We start from the raw sequence: 18,495 nt of genomic DNA on the forward strand, positions 1-18,495 counted from the left end.
TTCGCGTAAGCGTCTCTAGTCTAGACGCTCGCATGTGCTTATCGACGCCACGCTGCCCGCACCCCAGCGTCATGCCGGGGCCGGGCAGCGTGCTTCCCTCTTTCTGCGCGTTGTGCGCTAGTCGCGGGGAACCTCGACCATCTCGTAGACCTGGATCTGGTCGTCCACCTGGATGTCCGGGTAGGACAGGACCATACCGCATTCGTAGCCCTTGGCCACCTCGGTGACGTCGTCCTTCTCGCGACGCAGCGACTCGATCGTTGCATCCGGGGTGATGACGTTGCCGTCGCGCACGAGGCGCAGCTTCGCGCCGCGCTTGACGTGGCCCTCGGTGACCATGCAGCCGGCGATGAGGCCGACGGAGGATGCCTTGAAGATCTGGCGGATCTCCGCGGCACCAACCTCGCGCTCCTCGTAGATCGGCTTGAGCATGCCCTTGAGTGCGGCCTCCACCTGGTCGATGACCTCGTAAATCACCGAGTAGTAGCGGATCTCCACGCCCTCGTTGTTGGCCTCCTCGGTCGCCTTGCCCTCAGCGCGAACGTTGAAGGCGACGATGACCGCGTCGGAAGCGGCAGCCAGGACCACGTTGGTCTGGGTGACGGCACCAACACCGCGGTCGATGATGTTCACCTCGACCTCGTCGTCCACCTCGATCTTGAGCAACGCCTCCTCCAGGGCTTCCACTGAACCGGCGTTGTCGCCCTTGAGGATGAGGTTGAGCTGGCTCGTCTCCTTGAGCGCCTGGTCCAGGTTCTCCAGGGAGACACGCTTCTTCGTGCGCGCCTGCATCGCTGCGCGGTGGCGGGCGTCGCGCTGCGCCGCAATCTGGCGCGCCACGCGGTCGTCCTCCACCACGAGCAGGTTGTCGCCCGGGCCGGGAACGCCGTTGAGACCCTGCACCTGCACCGGACGGGACGGCTCGGCTTCCTGCACGTCGTTGCCCCACTCGTCGACCATGCGGCGCACGCGGCCGAAGTTGCCGCCGACGACGATGGAGTCGCCGACGCGCAACGTACCGCGCTGCACGATCACGGTGGACACCGGGCCGCGTCCGCGGTCCAGGTGGGACTCGATGGCCACGCCCTGCGCGTCCATGTCCGGGTTCGCGGTCAGCTCCAGCGCAGCGTCGGCGGTGAGCAGGACGGCCTCCAGGAGGTCGTCGATACCCGTGCCCTGCTTCGCAGAGATGTCGATGAACATGGTGTCGCCGCCGTACTCCTCGGGGATGAGGCCGTACTCGGTGAGCTGGCCACGGATCTTATCCGGCTGTGCCTCCGGCTTATCCACCTTGTTCACGGCAACCACGATGGGCAGGTCCGCCGCCTTGGCGTGGTTGATCGCCTCAACGGTCTGCGGCATGACGCCGTCATCCGCAGCGACGACCAGGATGGCCAAGTCGGTCGACTTCGCACCGCGGGCACGCATGGCGGTAAACGCCTCGTGACCAGGGGTATCCAGGAACGTGATCTTGCGCGGCTCGTCCTCGAGGGTGACCTCGGTCTGGTACGCGCCGATGCCCTGGGTGATGCCGCCGGCCTCGCCGCGGCCCACGTTCGCCTTGCGGATCGAGTCCAGCAAGCGAGTCTTACCGTGGTCGACGTGGCCCATCACGGACACGACCGGAGGACGCTGCTGGAGATCCTCGTCGTCGCCTTCGTCCTCGCCGAACTGCAGGTCGAAGGACTCGAGCAGCTCGCGGTCCTCGTCCTCAGGCGAGACGATCTTCACCTCGTAGTTGATCTCCGCGCCCAGGAGCTGGAGGGTCTCCTCCGGCACCGACTGGGTCGCCGTGACCATCTCACCGAGGTTGAACAGCGCCTGCACGAGTGCCGACGCCTCCGCGTTGATCTTCTCCGCAAAGTCGGACAGGGTTGCGCCCTGGCGCAGGCGCACGGTCTTGCCGTCGCCGTCCGGGAGACGAACGCCACCGATGACGTTCGGCTTGTGCATCTCCTCGTATTCGGCCCTCTTCTGGCCCTTGGACTTGCGACGACGCCCCGGTGCGCCACCCGGACGCCCGAATGCGCCCGCGGTGCCACCGCGACGACCGCCGCGTCCGCGGAAGCCACCGCCGCCGCCACGGTTCGGGCCGCCCGGGCCACCACCGCGTCCGCGACCGCCGCCACCGTTGCCGCGTCCACCGCGGGTACCGGCAGCCTTCGCCGGCATCTGCTTCGGCGACGGAGCTGCAGCCATATCAGCGGGCGACGGACGACGGCCGCCACCAGCACGATTTCCGCCCTGGCGCTGACCGCCCTGGCCCTGGCCACCCTGACCCGGGCGCTGTCCGCCCTGGCCGCGACCACGGCCACCACCTTGGTTGCCCTGGCCCTGGCCGCCACGGCCGCCACCGGGGCGCGGCGCCGGGCGCGGAGCGGAGGTGTTGGACGAGAACGGGTTGTTCGCCACCTTCGGACGACCGCCCGGCTTTGCCACCGGTCGCGGCATCGAGCCCGGCGTCGGCGCAGCGCCCTGGCCTGGCTTCTTCGCCGCAGGCTTCGGCGCGCCAGGCTTCGGGGCGCCAGGCTTGTTCGCCGCAGGCTTCGGTGCACCAGGCTTGGGAGCGCCCGGCTTCGGGGTGCCACCCTGCGCAGCCGCAGCGCCCTGGCCCGGCTTCTTCGCCGCAGGCTTCGGCGCACCCGGCTTCGGGGCACCAGGCTTGTTCGCCGCAGGCTTCGCGGCCCCCGGCTTCGGGGCACCGCCCTGCGCAGCCGGAGCGCCCTGGCCCGGCTTTTTCGGCGCACCCGGCTTCGGGGCACCAGGCTTCTTTGCGGCAGGCTTCGCGGCCCCCGGCTTGGGGGCACCGGGCTTCGGAGCGGCCTTCGCACCGCTGTCGCCCTCGGCCTTCCCACCGGATTCCTTCTCCTGGTAGTAGGCCGTCATCTTCTTCACCACTGGCGACTCAATGGTCGACGAAGCGGTCTTTACAAACTCGCCTTGTTCCTTCAACGTGGCGAGCAGTTCCTTGCTAGTAACGCCAAGCTTCTTGGCAAGCTCGTGTACGCGTAACTTTCCGGGCACGTGTCTCCTTGTTGTTGTGCTAGGAGACGGTGCCCGCCGAACCCGTGGCTCGTGCGGCTACCGACCCCTAGACGTGGTCATTGACTTTCATCGCTGATGCTGCTTCACGGTTGTGTACTCATCAGTGTTCGGTCTTCCTTACTTGCGTTGGGTCGTTCGCCAGATTGGCGAGGTACGTGTGTACATGACCTAGGTCCGCCGGAGCGGACAGACGGAACGCCCTACCGAAGGCACGGCGTTGCTCCGCCAGCTCGACTGCTTCCCGCGTCGGCGTGATCCACGCTCCCCTGCCGGGCAATGACCGGCGCGGGTCGGCGAGGATCCGGCCGGGCGCATCGGGGTCCTGAACGAGTCGCAGTAGCTCGGTGTCGGGCAGCACGTCGCGGGTAGCAATGCAGGTACGAGTACGGATGGGACGCTTGCGCGTAACGCTCATCCACAACCCTTCCTGTTGCTCGACGTACAGTCCTGCCCACACCCAACTACTGCGACCGGGAACGCGACACGTCTCGACGCACGGGAAATAAGCCGCGTCCTAGCCTACGCCATTGCGGCGCTAAACAATACTTACGGCGGTCAGCAGGGTTCCTGCCGGCCCCGGGGCATTGCTTGTCGACGCTCACGCGCTCCCCAGCTACGCCCCCGCTACTCCGCGGCTGCGTCCGTATCGGTGTCCGCGTCGGCGTCGGAGTGGATGTCAATCTTCCACCCCGTGAGTCGCGCTGCCAGACGGGCGTTCTGCCCTTCCTTGCCGATGGCCAGCGACAGCTGGTAGTCCGGCACGGTCACCCGGGCCATCTGCGCGTCGCGGTCCAGGATGTCCACCTTGACCACCTTGGACGGCGCCAGCGAGTTGCCCACGTAGGTGGCCGGGTTCTCGGAGTAGTCGATGATGTCGATCTTCTCCCCGCCCAGCTCCTTCATGATGTTGGACACACGCGCGCCGCGCGGGCCGATGCAGGCACCCTTTGCGTTGACGCCCTTGACGGTGGCGCGCACCGCGACCTTGGAGCGGTGGCCGGCCTCGCGAGCGATCGCGATGATCTCCACGGAACCGTCCTCAACCTCGGGCACCTCGAGCGCGAACAGGCCGCGCACCAGCTCCGGGTGCGTGCGCGACAGGTTGACCTGCACATTGCGCTCACCCTTGTTCACGCCCACCACATACGCCTTGACGCGGTCGCCGTGGGTGAGGCGCTCTCCCGGAATCTGCTCAGCGGGCAGGAGAATGCCGTCCTGCGGATCCGCCTCGGTGCCCAGCTGGACGATGGTCAGGCCGCGTGCCTCCGCGTTGGCGTCGCGCTGCACCACGCCGGAGACGACGTGGCCCTCGAACTCTGAGTAAGCGGTGTAGACACGCCCCGCCTGCGCTTCGCGCAGGCGACGCTTGATGGCGTCGCGCACCGCGGGGGCGCCGATACGGGAGAAGTTGACCGGCGTGCTGTCGTACTCAGAGACGACCTCGCCGTCCTCATCCAACTCGCTGACCATGACGTGCACATCGCCGGTGTCTGGGTCGATGTCCACGCGAGACTTGGTGTTTTCGTCCGGCTTCCCGTCACGGTAATCCAGGTACGCAAACAAAAGCGCGCTCGCGATGGTGGTGAGCAGGTCGTCGACAGCGATGCCCTGCTTGTCCTCAATCACTTTGAGCGCGTTCAAGTCAATATTCACTTGTTGTTCCTTCCAGGTAAGCCGGGTGAGCCCCGGAGCTTACTCGTCTCCTGCTTCTTCGTACGCAGCGTCGACCAGCTCCTGCTCGGCAGCCGGTGGCGCTTTGAACTCAATTTCTACCACTGCCTTCGGCATTTCGGAAACCACGCGGGTTTCCACGCGCGGCTGCTTGGCGCCGCGCTCGATGAGCACGACACGATCCTCAGCATCGTTGAGCGCACCGATGCGCCACGTCTCCTTCTTTCCGTCGGCGTCCAGCAGGGCGACGGCGCGGCCACGGTTCCGGCGCCAGTGCCGCGGCGCGGTCAGCGGCATGTCCACCCCGGGCGTGGTCACTTCCAGGGTGTAGCCGGCGCCGAAGTTGAGGTCTCCGGCGGACTCGTGGGCGTCGAAAAGCTCGCTGAGCTCGTTGGAAACGACCTCCAGCTCGTCCAACGTGGGGTGCTCGTCGCCGTCGAGGGCGACGACCACCTGTGATTTCTTGCCGGCGCGCACGGCGCGGATCTGCTCAACGTCCAGGTCGTGGTTGCGCGCGATGGGGGCGACAATGTCCTCGAGCTGCTCGGGTGTAGGAAAAGCCATGGCCCCCACCCTATCGTGTACGGTTTTGCGGGTGAAGAAACTCGTCGCCCTCGCTATGTCCGCCCCCGTCGCGCTTTCGCTCGCATCCTGCGACGCACTCGATGTGGTCGGGCCGCGCCCCAACGCCGACCTCGTCGCGCTCGCCCAGCAGGCAGTCGCCGATGAGCAGGCGCTTGGCGACGCCCCGCTCGCCCACACCCGCGCCATGCAGGCGCAGCAGCTGTTCGACGAGGTTGAGCGCCTCTGCGGCACCACCGAGTCCGGCGAGTTGCCGAGCACCTGCAAGGTGGAACGCACGCCCGGCGAATCGGCGGGCAACCCCGACGAGGTGTCCGCGGCCGACCACGCGGCGGACGCGCTTACGGAAGCTGCCGCGGACGTGCCGGAGGAATCCGTCGCGCTGGTGACCGCCCAGGCGATCGATCTGCGCGTGGCAGCTGGAACGGAGCCCGCTGCAGACGCAGACAGCGCAGACTCCGAGATCACCAACGAAGCCGACCTGGACGCCGCCCGCGAGATGCTGCGCCGGGAGTACGCGGCGCAGTACGGCTTTTCCATGGCCACTGCGTACGCGGACGACGCGCTTGACCAGCACCTCGAGGCGCTGCGCGACGCCTCCGACGAGCGTGTGCGCGCCCTCGTCACCGCGCTCGAGCCCAGCGGCGACGTCCCGGAGGCCGCCCCGGGCTACGCATTCGAGGGCGTCCCGGCGCCTGCCGACGTCGCCTCCGCCGGCGCCTACACGCAGACCCAGCAGCAGGCGCTTGTGGATCAGTGGCGCGCCACCGCCGCCAACGCCGAGAGCCCCCAGTTCCGCCGCCTGGCTATTCAGCTCGCCGCGGAGGCGCAGGGGGCGTAGCCGCAGGCGCGCGGCGCCCGCGGGGCAGCCACGCCCGGAGGGCGCTACTGCGCCAGCTGCTCCGCGACCAGCTCGCGGACCTTCGCCACGATCTCGCCGGCCGGCACCTCGCGGGTTTCGCCGCCGCGGATACGCAGCTCCACGTTGCCGTCGGCGAACGCGCGGCCAAGGATCACGATGAACGGCATGCCGAGGAGCTCGGCGTCCTTGAACTTCACGCCCGGGGAGACCTTGGGGCGATCGTCGAAAAGCACCTCGAGGCCCGCGTCCGAGAGCTCCGCGGCGATCTGATCGCCGGCCTCGAGCGCGGCCTTATCCTTGTTGGCCACTGCCACGTGTACCTGGTACGGCGCGATCGCGACCGGCCAGACCAAGCCCTTGTCGTCGTGGCGCTGTTCGGCCACGACCGCCATCATGCGGGACACGCCGATGCCGTAGGAGCCCATGGTCGGCACGGCGCGCTTGCCGTTCTCGTCCAGGATCTGGACGTCCATGGCCTCGGTGTACTTGCGGCCCAGCTGGAAGATGTGGCCCAGCTCGATGCCGCGCGCCAGCCGCACGGTGCCGTTGCCCTCCGGCGCCGGGTCGCCCTCGCGGACCTCGGCGGCCTCGACGAAGGCGTCGACGGTGAAGTCGCGGCCGGCGACCAGGCCCACCACGTGCTTCTGCGAGGCGTCCGCGCCGGTGATCCAGCTGGACCCCTCGACCACGCGCGGGTCCGCGAGCACGCGCACCCCGTTGGCCTGCAGCGCGCGCGGGCCGACGTAGCCCTTGACCAGGAAATCGGAGTTCTTGAAGTCTTCGTCGCTGGCCAGCTCGAAGGTAGCCGGCTCGAGGGCTGCCTCCAGGCGCTTCTCGTCCAGTTCGCGGTCACCGGGCAGGAGGACGCCGGTGAGCTGCGGGCCGACCTTGTTGCCGTCCTCGTCCACCGCGCGTGGGTCATCCACCTTGATCATCATGCACTTGAGGGTGTCAGAAGCTTGGGTGGGCGCGCCGTCGATAAGCACCTGCTCCTTGTTGGCCCAGTCGACGAGCGCGTCGATGGTCTCGGCGGCCGGGGTGTCGTACTCCTTCGCCTCCGGCTGGCCCTCGATCGGGGTCGCGGCCGGCGGGACCGTGATGACGGCCTCCACGTTTGCGGCGTAGTCGCCCTCGGAGGAAACGACGAACGTGTCCTCGCCGTTCTCGCTGTACGCGAGGAACTCCTCGGACGCGGAACCGCCCATAGCGCCAGAGGTGGCCTTACAAATTTCGTAGCGGATCCCCACGCGCCCGAAGATGCGCTGGTAGGTCGCGCGGTGCTTCGCGTACGACGCGTCCAGGCCCTCGTCCGACATGTCGAAGGAGTAGCTGTCCTTCATCACGAACTCGCGGCCGCGCAGGATGCCAGCGCGCGGACGCGCCTCATCGCGGTACTTGGTCTGGATCTGGTACAGCGTGACCGGGAAGTCCTTGTAGCTGGAGTACAGGTCCTTGACCGTTTGGGTGAACATCTCCTCGTGCGTGGGTCCGAGCAGCATGTCCGCGCCCTTGCGGTCCTTCAGGCGGAACAGGTCGTCGCCGTACTCATCCCAGCGGTTGGTCGCCTCGTACGGCTCCTTCGGCAGCAGCGCGGGGAAAAGCAGCTCCTGGCCGCCCATCGCGTCCATCTCCTCGCGCACAACGCCCTCGATCTTGCGCATCGTGCGCAGACCCAGCGGCAGCCACGAATACACGCCCGGCGCGGCACGGCGGATGTAGCCGGCGCGAACGAGCAGCTTGTGGCTGGGGACTTCGGCGTCGGCGGGGTCTTCGCGCAGGGTGCGCAGGAACAGCTGAGAGAGGCGTGTAATCATGCGCACAATCCTAGCGCTAAGGTTGTGAGCCATGCTTATCGTCCTCCCGCCTTCAGAGACCAAGGCGCCCGGCGGCCAGGATGCGCCGATGAGCGCGTCCTTTCCCGCGCTCGACCCAATCCGCTCTGACCTGATGCGCGACCTTGTGGCGCTCCCGGTCGAGGAGATGATGGCCGAGCTGAAAATCCCCGCGTCGAAGCGCGCGGAGGCGGAGGAAAACCTGGGGTTGGCCCAGGCACCTGTGATGCCTGCCATCTTCCGCTACACGGGCGTGCTTTTCGACGCCCTGTCCGCCCCCACCCTCCCCACCGCCTGCCTGGAGCGCTTGGCGGTCGGCTCGGCGCTCTTCGGAGTCGTGCGTGCCGGGGATTTGATCCCGCGCTACCGGCTCTCCGGCGGTGCGCGCCTTGGCGGTGCCACGCTGAAGTCGCGCTGGGGCACCGCGATTACCGACGTCCTTGCAGACTTCCCCTTCGTTGTCGACCTCCGCTCCGGCACGTACCAGAAGCTCGGCCCCGTCCCCGGCGCCGCGACCGTGCGCGTCGAATCCGTGCAGCCCGACGGGTCGCGCAAGGTGGTCAGCCACTTCAACAAGCAGTACAAGGGTGAGCTCGCCCGGGCTCTCGCGCTTCACGACACCACCGTCACCTCCCCCGACGACGTCGCCCACGTCGCCCACACCGCCGGCATGAGCGCGGAGGTCCACGGCGCCCAGGTCACGCTGGTTGTGTGACATACATTTCCGCGAGCTCGAGCATGCGGGTGACGGTGGCGAGGAACGCTGAGGCGTTCTCACGCAGCTGCTCGGGGGAGACGCGCACCACCAGGTAGCCGGCGTTCTGTAGGTGCTTCTCGCGCTCCCGTTCCTCGCGGATCGCCGTGTCGGTCGGGGCGAAGGTGGTCCCGTCGTATTTCTGCGCCCCAACGGTCTCGACGACGAGGCGGCCACGCAGCAAGTCCACGAAGTAGATTTTTGGGGAACCGCGATGCGCGCGTTGACCTGCCAACTGCCGAAGCCCGCCTGCACCAGGAGCGCGCGGGCATAGGACTCGTACGGCGACAGCGATTTATCAACCGCGTGCACGATAACGCGGTGCAGCGTCCCGATGCCGCGGAAAGGGCCCAGCCCGGCTACGGCCTCCCCTCGCGGAGCAGCCAGTCCATCGCAACGAGCCCTTCTGCGAAGCCGTGGCGCAGGGCGATCTCGAACACGGTTGTCATCAGGTCCGTCGTGCGGAGACGATCGAAGCTGCGAGGTGCAGCATTTCCTGGCGACCTATCCCGGTACACCACGCCCGACGGCCACTGCTTCCGAGAAGGTGCCTTCCCTCGCTGCGATACCAGCTCTACTTGTTCCGGCGTCGTCGCAATCACCCAGATACCGAGAATGCGCGCCGCCGATCGCCCGGACAACACGGCTTTCGGCACAGTACAACCGACCGCGTAAGCCGCCAGCCATCGTTTTTCGTGATAGCGCAGCTGCTTCCATTCAGCCACATTGATGAAAAAACGCGTTGAGACCTTACGAAACGCAGCCGGGCACCTGCGGTACGCGAGCCAATCTTGTTCGCACTTTCTGTCCATGAGCTTGTTCGCCAGCTCTTGCTTCCTCCCCGAATCCATACTGTTGTTTTTAGCAGACATCGCTTATTTCGTCTATCGGTTTGGGGTTGTGTGTTTCGGTGCGCTGCAAATGGCGCTAGCTCCATCTGGCTGCGCCGCCGACTCGCGACCAGGCGTTTTGGTCGCGGCGTCCTGCAAACGGAGCTAGCGCCATCCGGCTGTACTGACCGGGGACGTTAGTTGACTTGCGTGGCATCGCCCGGGCTCTGTATGCTCAGCCGCATGTACTCAGGAATCGCCTCGATGAAGCTGCGTTCCGTCCGCTGACGGCGGCGGGACCCCTTATGACCTCTCGTCTGCCGTCCTGGCCATCTGCCGGGCGGCCGCTTCGTGGTGCCCGGCTCCATGACGAGCTGAGAGTACGCAATGCCAACCACAGAACCTTTAAAGTCATGTGCCTGGATCGGGACATCCCAAGGGCCCGCTGCACACATCCGCGCTGAATCACTCCACCTGACACTCGGCGACAGGCCGCTGCTGAGGGAGACTGACGTCACCGTCTCCACCGGGTCGCGACTGGCGATCGTCGGCGACAACGGCCGGGGCAAGACCACCTTGCTCCATATACTGGCGGGGATCTTGAAACCAGACTCGGGAGTGGTGACCCGGGTGGGTTCCCTCGTCCTGGTCAAGCAGGACATGGCCACCGAGGGCGATCGCACGGTCGGTGACCTCATTGCCGAGGCGACCACCCAATCCAGAGCCGCACTGCAGGCCCTCGACGTGGCTACCGCGGCGCTGGCCGCGGGCGATGACGCGGCCGACGCCTATTCCGCCGCACTCGAGGCGGCCACGCGACTGGAAGCCTGGGATGCAGACCGCCGTGTTGACATCGCCCTGGCGGGCCTGAACGCCTGTAGCGACCGCGATCGGGTCCTGTCGACCTTGTCGGTCGGCCAGCGGTACCGGGTACGGCTGGCGGTCGCCCTCGGATCGTCCCCTGACCTGTTGCTGCTGGATGAGCCCACCAACCACCTGGACGCTGCAGGGCTGTCCTTCCTGACTGAGCGCCTGCGGGACCACCCCGGTGGCCTGGCCTTAGTCAGCCACGACCGCGCCCTGCTGCGCGATGTGGCGACCAGCTTCCTGGACCTCGACCCGACCCGCGATGGCCTTCCGCGCACCTACGCGGGCGGTTACGAGGGCTGGATCGAAGGGCGGCAACGAGAACGGGCCGCCTGGGAGCAAGACCATGCCGCCCAGGTCGCCCGGCATCAGGAACTGACCCGCGCCGCCGCCGACGCACGCTCCCGCCTGTCGCAAGGCGGTTGGCGACCCGACAAGGGAACGGGCAAGCACCAACGGGCCACGCGCGCTGCCGGGGTGGTCCAGGCTTTCAACCGCCGCATCGTGGACCTGGAGCGTCATCAGATCGACGTGCCAGAGCCACCGCTGCGGTTGGCATGGCCCATATCGACAGCGCGGACCGGTCAGAACATCGTCAACGGCTCCATGCTCACCGTGACTGGCCAGTTGACCACCCCGGTCTCGGTGGACATCAGCGGTGGAGACCGGTTGGTGGTCACCGGGCCGAACGGTGCTGGGAAGTCCACACTGTTGGGGCTTCTCGGTCGGCGACTGGCCCCAAGTACAGGTCAGCTGCGGGTGAACCCGAGGGTGCGCGTCGCCCTGTTGTCTCAAGAGGTCCCTGACTGGGACGACGCCCTCCCCGCACACGTGGTCTACGAGACGTACCTGGCCACGCAGGGCCGCCGATCACAGGCACCCTCCCTCGGCTCACTCGGGCTGCTTGAGCCCGCGGCAACCCGCACACTCGTGGGGCACCTGTCGCAAGGGCAACAACGCCGTCTCCATCTGGCCATGTGCCTGGCGGTGGACCCGGACTTGTTGCTCCTGGACGAGCCCACCAACCATCTGTCATCGAGCCTCGTCGACGACATCACCACCGAGCTCCTGCGTACCTCCTGCGCCACGATCGTCGCCACGCACGACCGGCAGATGCTCAACGACCTCACTGACTGGCCCCACCTCAGCCTTGCCCCAAAGGACCTGCCATGAACCCCCTTCGCCCCTTGTCCGTCCCCGGCTACCGACCGCTGTTTGCAGCGATGGTGCTCACCGTCTTCGCCCAGGGCGCCTGGGCCCTCTACTTAGCCATGCAGACCCTCGACCTGGGCGCCACGGCGGCCACTTTGTCGAGTGTCGTGGCGTGGAGCGGCATCGGCCTGCTCGCAGGATCCTTGCCCGCCGGGGTACTTGCGGATCGCGTCGCCAAGAAGTCCATCATCGTCGGCGTCCTCACTGTCAACCTCGCCGCCTCGACGACGACCTCCACCGCCGCCATCTTCGACGCGGCCACTTTCTGGATGCTGGCAGTGTCCGCGTTCGTCATCGGCGTCTCGACCGCCTTCTTCTTCCCGGCCTACACCGCGCTCGTGCCCGTCCTCGTGGGAAGCGACGACCTGATGGCCGTCAACGGGCTCGAAGGGACCACCCGGCCGCTGGTAGGACAGACCCTCGCCCCCGGCGTCGTCGGTGCCGTCATCGGCGCGAGCGTGCCCGCCGCGGGCGGGTACCTCATCGCCGGCGCGCTCGGACTCGCCCTGATCGCCGCCCTGCGGCTTCCTGCCCCTTGCTCAGCCGAGACCGACGCCGAAGCTCCGGCCACCTCTGCGCTGCGGGATCTGCTCGACGGGTTCGGCTACGTCGCCCGCACGCGCTGGGTTCGCTCCAGCGTGCTGTTGGCGGCCGCCATGGGCCTGGCCGTGACCGGCCCGCTGGATGTTCTCCTGCCCGCGCTCATACGCTCGACCCATGACAACGGTCCGGCTGTGTACGGAGTCGTCCTCGGAGCTCTGGGCGTCGGCGGTCTGGTGGGTTCCCTCGTCGCCGGCTCATGGCCCACCCCCTCACACTTCCTGCCCGTAATGGTCAGCGCATGGGCACTCGGCTGCCTTCCACTGGCCATCCCCGCGCTCACCAACAATCCGTGGATCATCAGCGCCGGACTCGCGGTCTACGGTGCGTCGATCGGAGTCGGGATGGTCATCTGGGGCACGGTCCTGCAGGAACACGTACCGCTGGAGATGCTCGGCCGAGTCGCCAGCCTCGACTTCTTCATCTCCATCGCCTTCATGCCACTGTCCATCGCACTCACCGGACTCCTCAGCCGACACATCGCCGCTGCCAGCTTGTTCATCGCCGCCGGACTCGTGCCGCTCGCCACGACGATCCTCCTTGCAGTCCTGGGGCAACTCCGAACGCCGCGGACGACGCCCGTCGCAGCAGGTGAGGAGTGATGCACGCCAACGCCACCCTGACACCTCGCCATCGGTTCAAGGTGACCCAGCTCGTCGTCGACGACGGTTGGCCCATCAGCGAAGTCGCCGCCCGCTTCCAGGTCTCCTGGCCGACCGTGAAGAGGTGGGTCGACCGCTATCGCGCCGGCGAGTCGATGCAGGATCGCTCGTCCCGACCGAAGACCTCACCGAACAAGACGGACAAGGCGACGACGAAGCGGTGCGTCAGCCTGCGGATACGGCTGCGTGAGGGCCCGTGCAGCTCGCCGCCCGACTCGGCATCGCGCCCTCGACCGTCCACCGCATCTTGGCCGGTGCCCGACTGAACCGGCTCTCCTACGTGGACCGCGAGACTGGCGAACCGATCCGCCGGTACGAACACCCCCACCCCGGCTCCCTGGTCCACGTGAACGTGAAGAAGCTCGGGAACATCCCCGGCGGCGGCTGGCGCTACGTCGGCCGCCGCCAGGGCGACCACAACCGAACGGCGACACCGGGTAAGCCGAAGAGCAAGGGGCACAACCCCAGGCTCGGGTACGCGTTCGTGCACACCGTCATTGACGACCACTCCCGCGTCACGTACACCGAGTTCCACGCCGACGAGACCGCCGTCACCGCGGTCGGGGTCCTGCATCGGGCTGTGGCGTGGTTTGCCGATCGCGGCGTCGCCGTGGAGCGGGTGCTGTCCGACAACGGTGGCGCCTATCGCTCGCACCTATGGCGGGACACCCGCGAGGCCCTCTCGATCACCCCGAAGCGGACGCGCCCGTACCGGCCGCAGACCAACGGCGAGGTAGAGCGCTTCCACCGGACCATGGCCGACGGGTGGGCCTACGCCCGCTGCTACACCAGCGAGCAAGAACGACGCGACGCCCTGCCGGATTGGCTGCACCAGTACAACCAGCACCGCCCGCACACGGCCTGCGACAACCAGCCGCCGTTCTCACGATTGCTCAACGTCCCCGAGCAGTACATCTAGCCGACACACCGAACCGCGACCTGTGGTTTTAGCCGCGGCGGTCTACAAATGGCGCTAGCTCCATTTAGCCAAACCATCAACTCACGACCAGGCGTTTTGGTGGCGGCATCGTGCAAACGGAGCTAGCTCCGTTTAGCTGAACCGCCAACCCGCGCCAGGCGTTTTGGCCGCGGCTCTCCACAAACGGAGCTAGCGCCATCTGCCCGACACACCGACCCACCACCAGGGGTTTTCCAAACCCGCACCCCACATACGGAGCTAGCTCCGTCTGTCAGCCTCCACCGATTCCTCTGCTACGCTCGCCCCATGCAACCTCGCCACTACTACGCGGCCACCGCGTTTTTCTACCTCGCCACGCTGGCGTACGTATTGCTGCGATGGGACACCGTTCCGGATCCGATCCCGGTGCACTTCGATGGCTCCGGCAACGCGGACGGTTACACGCCGAAATCCTTCCTTGGCGCAACCGCCCTGGTGTGGATTGGCGCGGCTGTGTCCGTTGCTATTGCCTGCTGCGTACCGCCGCACGCCATGGTTCGTCGCACCACGGATGTACCGAGCACTTCCCCGGTCCCGTTTTCGGAGGCCAACGCGGCACGTGTCGAACTACTCACCGATAAGACGGCCACCTTCGTCTCCCAAACCATCTTCGGCATGGCGGTGTGCACGTGCCTGAGCGCGCTTTCGTCAGCCGGCCTCACGCCGTTCAACTGGCTGCTCCCCGCAGTCTGGATCGTGTTCACCATCGGCGTCGTGGTGCTCGCCATCGCGTTTACTGTCAGTGCCAGCAAGCAGGTCGAAGCACTCCCGACAGACCAAGACGAGCAGACCCGCAACGAGCACTTCCGCTACGCCGGCGGCATGGGCGTCTATAGCGAACCGCAGGATCCGGCACCGGTCGCGGTATTCCCCACCAACCCAAGCAAGCTCCAGATCAACACCGCGCACGAGCGGAGTCGCCGCTACCTGTGGCGGATGGGCATCGCGCTCGCGGCATCCATAGTGGCCTGCATCGTCTTCGCCGCCGTCATGTAAGCGAGACTGCTATGCGCCCGCTCCGCCTCATCGCCACGGTCCTCGCCGTCGCTGTCCTGACTGCCTGCCAGTTTCCCGGACAGGACCAGCCGACGGTGACCAAGATCGTCGACGGCGACACCCTCGACGTCGACCGCGACGGGGAGACCGTGCGCGTCCGCCTGCTCAACATCGACACTCCTGAACGGGGTGAGTGCCTCTACCAGAAGGCCACGGACCGCCTTACCGAGCTCGCCCCACCGGGCACCCGCGTGCGCCTCGAGCACGACGAGGAGCGCCAGGACCGCTACGGCCGCGAGCTTGCCGCTGTCTTCGCCGGCGAGATATTCGTCAACGAGCAGCTCGCCGCCGAGGGCTTGGCTCGCGCAGTCACCTACGAGCCGAATCACGCCTACACCACGCGCATGGAGTCCGCCCAGGCCCGCGCCCGCAGCGCCCACCTCGGCATGCACGCGGTGCCGACCGAGTGCTTGCTCCCCACCGATACGGCCCGTCGCGCGTACGAGCTCCACGAAGAGGATCCGCGGCACCAGGCGTTTTACCGCGACGTGATGCGCGACGCTGTCAACGCCACCCCCAACTTCACGTACAAAGGCCAGGCTCTGGAGTTCATCGACAGCCTAGACTAGGGCCATGGAGCAAATGCTTATCGACGCCCACGAGATCCTCACAGCAGCCAACCACGTCGAAGTCTTCACCGGCGCCGGCATGAGCGCCGACAGTGGCATCGCCACGTACCGGGATGCGGTAACTGGGGTGTGGGAGCGTGTGGATCCGGTGGCGATGGCGTCGATAAGCGCATGGCACGACGACCCGGAGACGATGTACGCCTGGTACCTCTGGCGGGCTCAGCTGTCGCAGCGCGCCGAGCCGAACGCCGGGCACCGGGCAATTGCGGCGGCGCGGGGCATGACGGTGACGACGCAGAACATCGACAACCTGCACGAACGAGCAGGTAGCGAGGATGTCGTGCACCTACACGGCTCACTATTCGCCTTCCGTTGCACCGACTGCGGCATCCCGTACGAGGAGCCGATCGCGCTGCCGGAGGAGCCGGTTGAGCGGATCGCGCCGCCGGAGTGCCCGGTGTGCGGCGGGCTCGTGCGCCCGGGCGTGGTCTGGTTCGGCGAGGCGCTGCCGCAGGACGAGTGGGCAGAGGCGGAGCGGCGCATGAAGACCGCAGATGCGCTGCTTATCGTCGGCACCTCTGGCGTGGTCTACCCCGCCGCGGGCCTGCCGTTGATGGCGCACGCGCGAGAGATCCCGATCGTGGAGGTCACCCCGCAGCCGACGGACCTATCGCACCTGGCCGACGTGGTCGTGCCTGCCACCGCGGCGGAGGCGCTGCCGCGGATCCTGCAGGGGCGGATCAATAGTGGTAGCGAGCTTGCAGAATAATGAGCGTTTCGCCTTCAAGGATGTAAACCAATCGGTGCTCTTCGGTGATGCGCCGTGACCAGGCTCCGGCAATACCGTATTTCAGCGGCTCCGGCTTACCAATCCCCTCGAATGGATCACGCATCATGTCTTTGAGCAGTTGATTCACCCGTTTCAGGATCTTCCGATCCTTCTGCTGCCAGTAGAGGTATTCCTCCCAAGTGTATGGCGTTCAGGCGAGCTGCATTCATGCATCCAGGTCGATGGCATGCGCGACGGCTTGGCCACGATGCGCCTGCTCGTAGGACTCCAAGAGCCGACGCGCGTTGGCTGGAGAGCGGAAAAGATACGCGGTCTCCACCCAGGAGGAATAGTCCTCCGCGGACATCAGCACCGCGTTACCGCTACGGGAAACGATCTCGACCGTGTCCCGGTCTTGGTTCACCTTCTCAATGAGAGGGAGCAGGGTTCGGCGCGCTTCCGAAGCACTGATAGACATTTGCCACCTCCAGCTTGTTGTACCACGTTACGGTACCTTGAATCGCCCTACCGAGCCCGCAGCACAGTAAACGTCGCGTCGCGAGCGACCTGCTCCACCTCGCCGAAACGGCGCTCCACCTCCCCGCGGTAGCGCAGGTGCGAGTTGTGCACCACGTACAGATCGCCGCCGGGGGCGAGCAGGCGCGCGCCGGCGTCGAGGAGGTGCTGGATGAGGGTGGCGTCGATGGTCGTGCCCGCGTGGAAGGGCGGGTTCAGCGCAATGGTGTCGAAGGACGCGTCCGGCAGCTGCGAGCCGGCATCGTCCCAGGTGGCCTCCAGGCCGATGACGCGGGCAGAAAGGACCGCGTCTGCGTCCGAATCTGTGGCGACCGCGCCCTCGAAACCCCTGCTCACCGAACCGTTGCCGCACCCGAGGTCCAGCAGGCGACCAGGCTCCTGGGGCAGGCACGAGCGCAGCAGCTCGCCGCCGCGGTCCGGCTTGGCGCCGGAGAAGACGCCGCCGATGGCTACCAACCCCCGCTGCGAAACTGGCTCGTACGTGACCTCGCGCGCCCCCGACGCCACCAGGCACCGGAACTTGCCGCGCCCCCGCGATCCGTGGACGTCATTGAAGGAATCTGCCAGCACCGAGTTCATGCCGCGAGAAAGGTGCTTGTTGTTCGCCCCGAGCACCAGGCGCGCCTCCGCGAATCCGGCGCCGGCGATGGAGCGGGCGAGGTAGTCCAGTCGAGCCAGGGACTTCGGCATCTCGCCGAGCCCGACTACGCAACCCGCTCCAGGGCCTAAGCGAGCGAGAAACTCGTCGAGCCGAACGTCCCCAACGATCTCCGCGCCGAGCGCCAACGCGGCCTGGCTGCGCGCATAGTCCGGGTCCAGAAACAGCACGCAAGCACCCGTCGCCACGGCCTGGCGCGTCAGGTCCATCGTCGGGTCGTGGCAAACGAGCAAGGTATCCGGCACCCCACCCGCAACTGCTGTGTCCCAGATCAGGCTATCCAGCGCTCGCAAGACCAGCGACCTCCCCAATCACGTAGACGGCGGGCGAGGCGATCGCCTCGGCTTCCATCGCGTCCGCAAGCGTCGACGCGGTTGCGTGCACGGCGCGCTGGGAGGTGGTCTCGCCCTCCTGCACCGCGACCGCGGGGGTGTTAGCATCGAGCCCCGCACTCACCAGCGTCGAGGCGATTTCGCGGACGTGGCGCACGCCCATGATCACGCAGATGGACCCGCCAACCCGCGCGAGCGCCTCCCAATCCACCAGCGACTCCGGGTTCGACGGCGCAAGATGCCCGGAAACCACCGTGAAGGAGTGCGTCACCCCGCGCTGGGTCACGGGCACGCCCGCTGCGGCGGGTACTGAGATCGCGCTGGTCACGCCCGGCACCACTCGGCACGGCACCCCGGCGGCCGCGCACACCTGCAGCTCCTCGAAACCGCGGCCAAACACGTACGGGTCCCCGCCTTTCAGGCGAACGACGCGCTTGCCCGCCAGCGCGTGTTCCACCAGCAGTTCATTGGTGCGTTCCTGGGCGACCTGTTTGCCGTAGGGGAGCTTGGAGACGTCGATAAGCTCCTTGCCCGAGACGTCGAGGAAGTCCTCAAGCTGACTGGAGGGGCCGAGATGATCGGTCAGGATCACGTCGGCGGCTTCGAGCGCGCGCAGGCCGCGGATGGTCAGGAGGTCCCATTCGCCCGGGCCCCCTCCGACGAGTGTGACTTCTCCGATGCTCATGGGCCCCTAGTCTA

General features: G+C 67.1%; 17 protein-coding genes and 2 pseudogenes. 8 read left to right on the plus strand and 11 right to left on the minus strand.

The window, feature by feature from the left end:
* Positions 1-117: 117 nt before the first annotated feature.
* From infB to rimP, 4 genes are all read right to left on the minus strand, one after another.
* Complete coding sequence (gene infB / locus CKJ84_RS02800) at positions 118-3,024, minus strand: translation initiation factor IF-2 (protein ID WP_095545869.1); 2,907 nt, start codon at positions 3,022-3,024, stop codon at positions 118-120.
* Positions 3,025-3,145: 121 nt separating this feature from the next.
* Entirely contained in the window at positions 3,146-3,460 is a 315-nt protein-coding gene (locus CKJ84_RS02805; RefSeq protein ID WP_095534785.1) for a YlxR family protein, read from the minus strand.
* A gap of 209 nt (positions 3,461-3,669) precedes the next feature.
* Entirely contained in the window at positions 3,670-4,698 is a 1,029-nt protein-coding gene (nusA, locus tag CKJ84_RS02810) for a transcription termination factor NusA (RefSeq protein ID WP_095545870.1), read from the minus strand.
* A 39-nt stretch (positions 4,699-4,737) separates the two neighbouring features.
* Complete coding sequence (rimP, locus tag CKJ84_RS02815) at positions 4,738-5,280, minus strand: ribosome maturation factor RimP (protein WP_095545871.1); 543 nt, start codon at positions 5,278-5,280, stop codon at positions 4,738-4,740.
* Positions 5,281-5,311: 31 nt separating this feature from the next.
* On the opposite strand from rimP, the gene CKJ84_RS02820 reads away from it, so the two are divergent.
* The gene (locus CKJ84_RS02820; RefSeq protein ID WP_095545872.1) at positions 5,312-6,139 is read left to right on the plus strand and encodes a hypothetical protein; all 828 of its coding nucleotides are present in this window, start codon (positions 5,312-5,314) and stop codon (positions 6,137-6,139) included.
* Between the two features lie 44 nt (positions 6,140-6,183).
* Here CKJ84_RS02820 and CKJ84_RS02825 read toward each other — a convergent pair whose 3' ends face one another.
* The gene (locus CKJ84_RS02825; protein WP_095545873.1) at positions 6,184-7,974 is read right to left on the minus strand and encodes a proline--tRNA ligase; all 1,791 of its coding nucleotides are present in this window, start codon (positions 7,972-7,974) and stop codon (positions 6,184-6,186) included.
* A 31-nt stretch (positions 7,975-8,005) separates the two neighbouring features.
* On the opposite strand from CKJ84_RS02825, the gene CKJ84_RS02830 reads away from it, so the two are divergent.
* A complete protein-coding gene (locus CKJ84_RS02830) occupies positions 8,006-8,707 on the plus strand; it encodes a peroxide stress protein YaaA (protein WP_095545874.1) in 702 nt (233 codons plus the stop codon).
* Here CKJ84_RS02830 and CKJ84_RS02835 read toward each other — a convergent pair.
* Together CKJ84_RS02835 and CKJ84_RS02840 are read right to left on the minus strand one after the other, a co-directional pair.
* Complete coding sequence (locus CKJ84_RS02835) at positions 8,691-8,981, minus strand: hypothetical protein (protein WP_158221663.1); 291 nt, start codon at positions 8,979-8,981, stop codon at positions 8,691-8,693. The genes CKJ84_RS02830 and CKJ84_RS02835 overlap by 17 nt on opposite strands.
* A 124-nt stretch (positions 8,982-9,105) precedes the next feature.
* The gene (locus tag CKJ84_RS02840) at positions 9,106-9,618 is read right to left on the minus strand and encodes a hypothetical protein (RefSeq protein ID WP_095545876.1); all 513 of its coding nucleotides are present in this window, start codon (positions 9,616-9,618) and stop codon (positions 9,106-9,108) included.
* Between the two features lie 345 nt (positions 9,619-9,963).
* Here CKJ84_RS02840 and CKJ84_RS02845 point away from each other — a divergent pair, with 345 nt between their 5' ends.
* From CKJ84_RS02845 to CKJ84_RS02870, 6 genes and pseudogenes are all read left to right on the plus strand, one after another.
* Entirely contained in the window at positions 9,964-11,616 is a 1,653-nt protein-coding gene (locus tag CKJ84_RS02845) for an ATP-binding cassette domain-containing protein (protein WP_095545877.1), read from the plus strand.
* A complete protein-coding gene (locus tag CKJ84_RS02850; RefSeq protein ID WP_095545878.1) occupies positions 11,613-12,857 on the plus strand; it encodes an MFS transporter in 1,245 nt (414 codons plus the stop codon). Before CKJ84_RS02845 ends, CKJ84_RS02850 begins: the two co-directional genes overlap by 4 nt.
* A pseudogene (locus CKJ84_RS02855) lies at positions 12,854-13,836 on the plus strand (IS481 family transposase). The gene CKJ84_RS02850 and the pseudogene CKJ84_RS02855 overlap by 4 nt, the downstream one beginning before the upstream one ends.
* Before the next feature lie 306 nt (positions 13,837-14,142).
* Positions 14,143-14,871, plus strand: a complete 729-nt coding sequence (locus tag CKJ84_RS02860; RefSeq protein ID WP_095545879.1) for a DUF1648 domain-containing protein — start codon at positions 14,143-14,145, stop codon at positions 14,869-14,871.
* An 11-nt stretch (positions 14,872-14,882) separates the two neighbouring features.
* The gene (locus tag CKJ84_RS02865; RefSeq protein ID WP_095545880.1) at positions 14,883-15,500 is read left to right on the plus strand and encodes a thermonuclease family protein; all 618 of its coding nucleotides are present in this window, start codon (positions 14,883-14,885) and stop codon (positions 15,498-15,500) included.
* 4 nt (positions 15,501-15,504) lie between these two features.
* Positions 15,505-16,269 (plus strand): NAD-dependent deacylase, encoded by a 765-nt coding sequence (locus CKJ84_RS02870; protein ID WP_095545881.1) that lies wholly within the window; start codon positions 15,505-15,507, stop codon positions 16,267-16,269.
* On the opposite strand, the pseudogene CKJ84_RS02875 reads toward CKJ84_RS02870, so the two are convergent.
* From CKJ84_RS02875 to cobA, 4 genes and pseudogenes are all read right to left on the minus strand, one after another.
* Positions 16,241-16,468, minus strand: a pseudogene (locus CKJ84_RS02875) (Txe/YoeB family addiction module toxin); the annotation flags it as partial. The gene CKJ84_RS02870 and the pseudogene CKJ84_RS02875 overlap by 29 nt on opposite strands.
* A gap of 27 nt (positions 16,469-16,495) precedes the next feature.
* A complete protein-coding gene (locus CKJ84_RS02880) occupies positions 16,496-16,747 on the minus strand; it encodes a type II toxin-antitoxin system Phd/YefM family antitoxin (protein WP_095545882.1) in 252 nt (83 codons plus the stop codon).
* 47 nt (positions 16,748-16,794) lie between these two features.
* Entirely contained in the window at positions 16,795-17,757 is a 963-nt protein-coding gene (locus tag CKJ84_RS02885) for a class I SAM-dependent methyltransferase (RefSeq protein WP_095545883.1), read from the minus strand.
* Positions 17,741-18,481, minus strand: coding sequence for a uroporphyrinogen-III C-methyltransferase (gene cobA, locus CKJ84_RS02890; protein ID WP_095545884.1), 741 nt, complete (start codon positions 18,479-18,481; stop codon positions 17,741-17,743). The genes CKJ84_RS02885 and cobA overlap by 17 nt, the downstream gene beginning before the upstream one ends.
* Between the last annotated feature and the right edge of the window lie 14 nt (positions 18,482-18,495).

It is taken from the genome of Corynebacterium sp. NML 120412 (assembly GCF_002285155.1).
In the GTDB taxonomy this organism is placed as follows: Bacteria; Actinomycetota; Actinomycetes; order Mycobacteriales; family Mycobacteriaceae; genus Corynebacterium; species Corynebacterium gottingense.

Excerpts from the sequence above, each read along its gene's own strand:
- CKJ84_RS02805 (WP_095534785.1), bottom strand. The coding sequence starts at position 3,460 with ATGAGCGTTACGCGCAAGCGTCCCATCCGTACTCGTACCTGCATTGCT.
- rimP (WP_095545871.1), bottom strand. The coding sequence starts at position 5,280 with ATGGCTTTTCCTACACCCGAGCAGCTCGAGGACATTGTCGCCCCCATC.
- CKJ84_RS02825 (WP_095545873.1), bottom strand. The coding sequence starts at position 7,974 with ATGATTACACGCCTCTCTCAGCTGTTCCTGCGCACCCTGCGCGAAGAC.
- CKJ84_RS02830 (WP_095545874.1), top strand. The coding sequence starts at position 8,006 with ATGCTTATCGTCCTCCCGCCTTCAGAGACCAAGGCGCCCGGCGGCCAG.
- CKJ84_RS02840 (WP_095545876.1), bottom strand. The coding sequence starts at position 9,618 with ATGTCTGCTAAAAACAACAGTATGGATTCGGGGAGGAAGCAAGAGCTG.
- CKJ84_RS02845 (WP_095545877.1), top strand. The coding sequence starts at position 9,964 with ATGCCAACCACAGAACCTTTAAAGTCATGTGCCTGGATCGGGACATCC.
- CKJ84_RS02850 (WP_095545878.1), top strand. The coding sequence starts at position 11,613 with ATGAACCCCCTTCGCCCCTTGTCCGTCCCCGGCTACCGACCGCTGTTT.
- CKJ84_RS02860 (WP_095545879.1), top strand. The coding sequence starts at position 14,143 with ATGCAACCTCGCCACTACTACGCGGCCACCGCGTTTTTCTACCTCGCC.
- CKJ84_RS02865 (WP_095545880.1), top strand. The coding sequence starts at position 14,883 with ATGCGCCCGCTCCGCCTCATCGCCACGGTCCTCGCCGTCGCTGTCCTG.
- CKJ84_RS02870 (WP_095545881.1), top strand. The coding sequence starts at position 15,505 with ATGGAGCAAATGCTTATCGACGCCCACGAGATCCTCACAGCAGCCAAC.
- CKJ84_RS02880 (WP_095545882.1), bottom strand. The coding sequence starts at position 16,747 with ATGTCTATCAGTGCTTCGGAAGCGCGCCGAACCCTGCTCCCTCTCATT.
- cobA (WP_095545884.1), bottom strand. The coding sequence starts at position 18,481 with ATGAGCATCGGAGAAGTCACACTCGTCGGAGGGGGCCCGGGCGAATGG.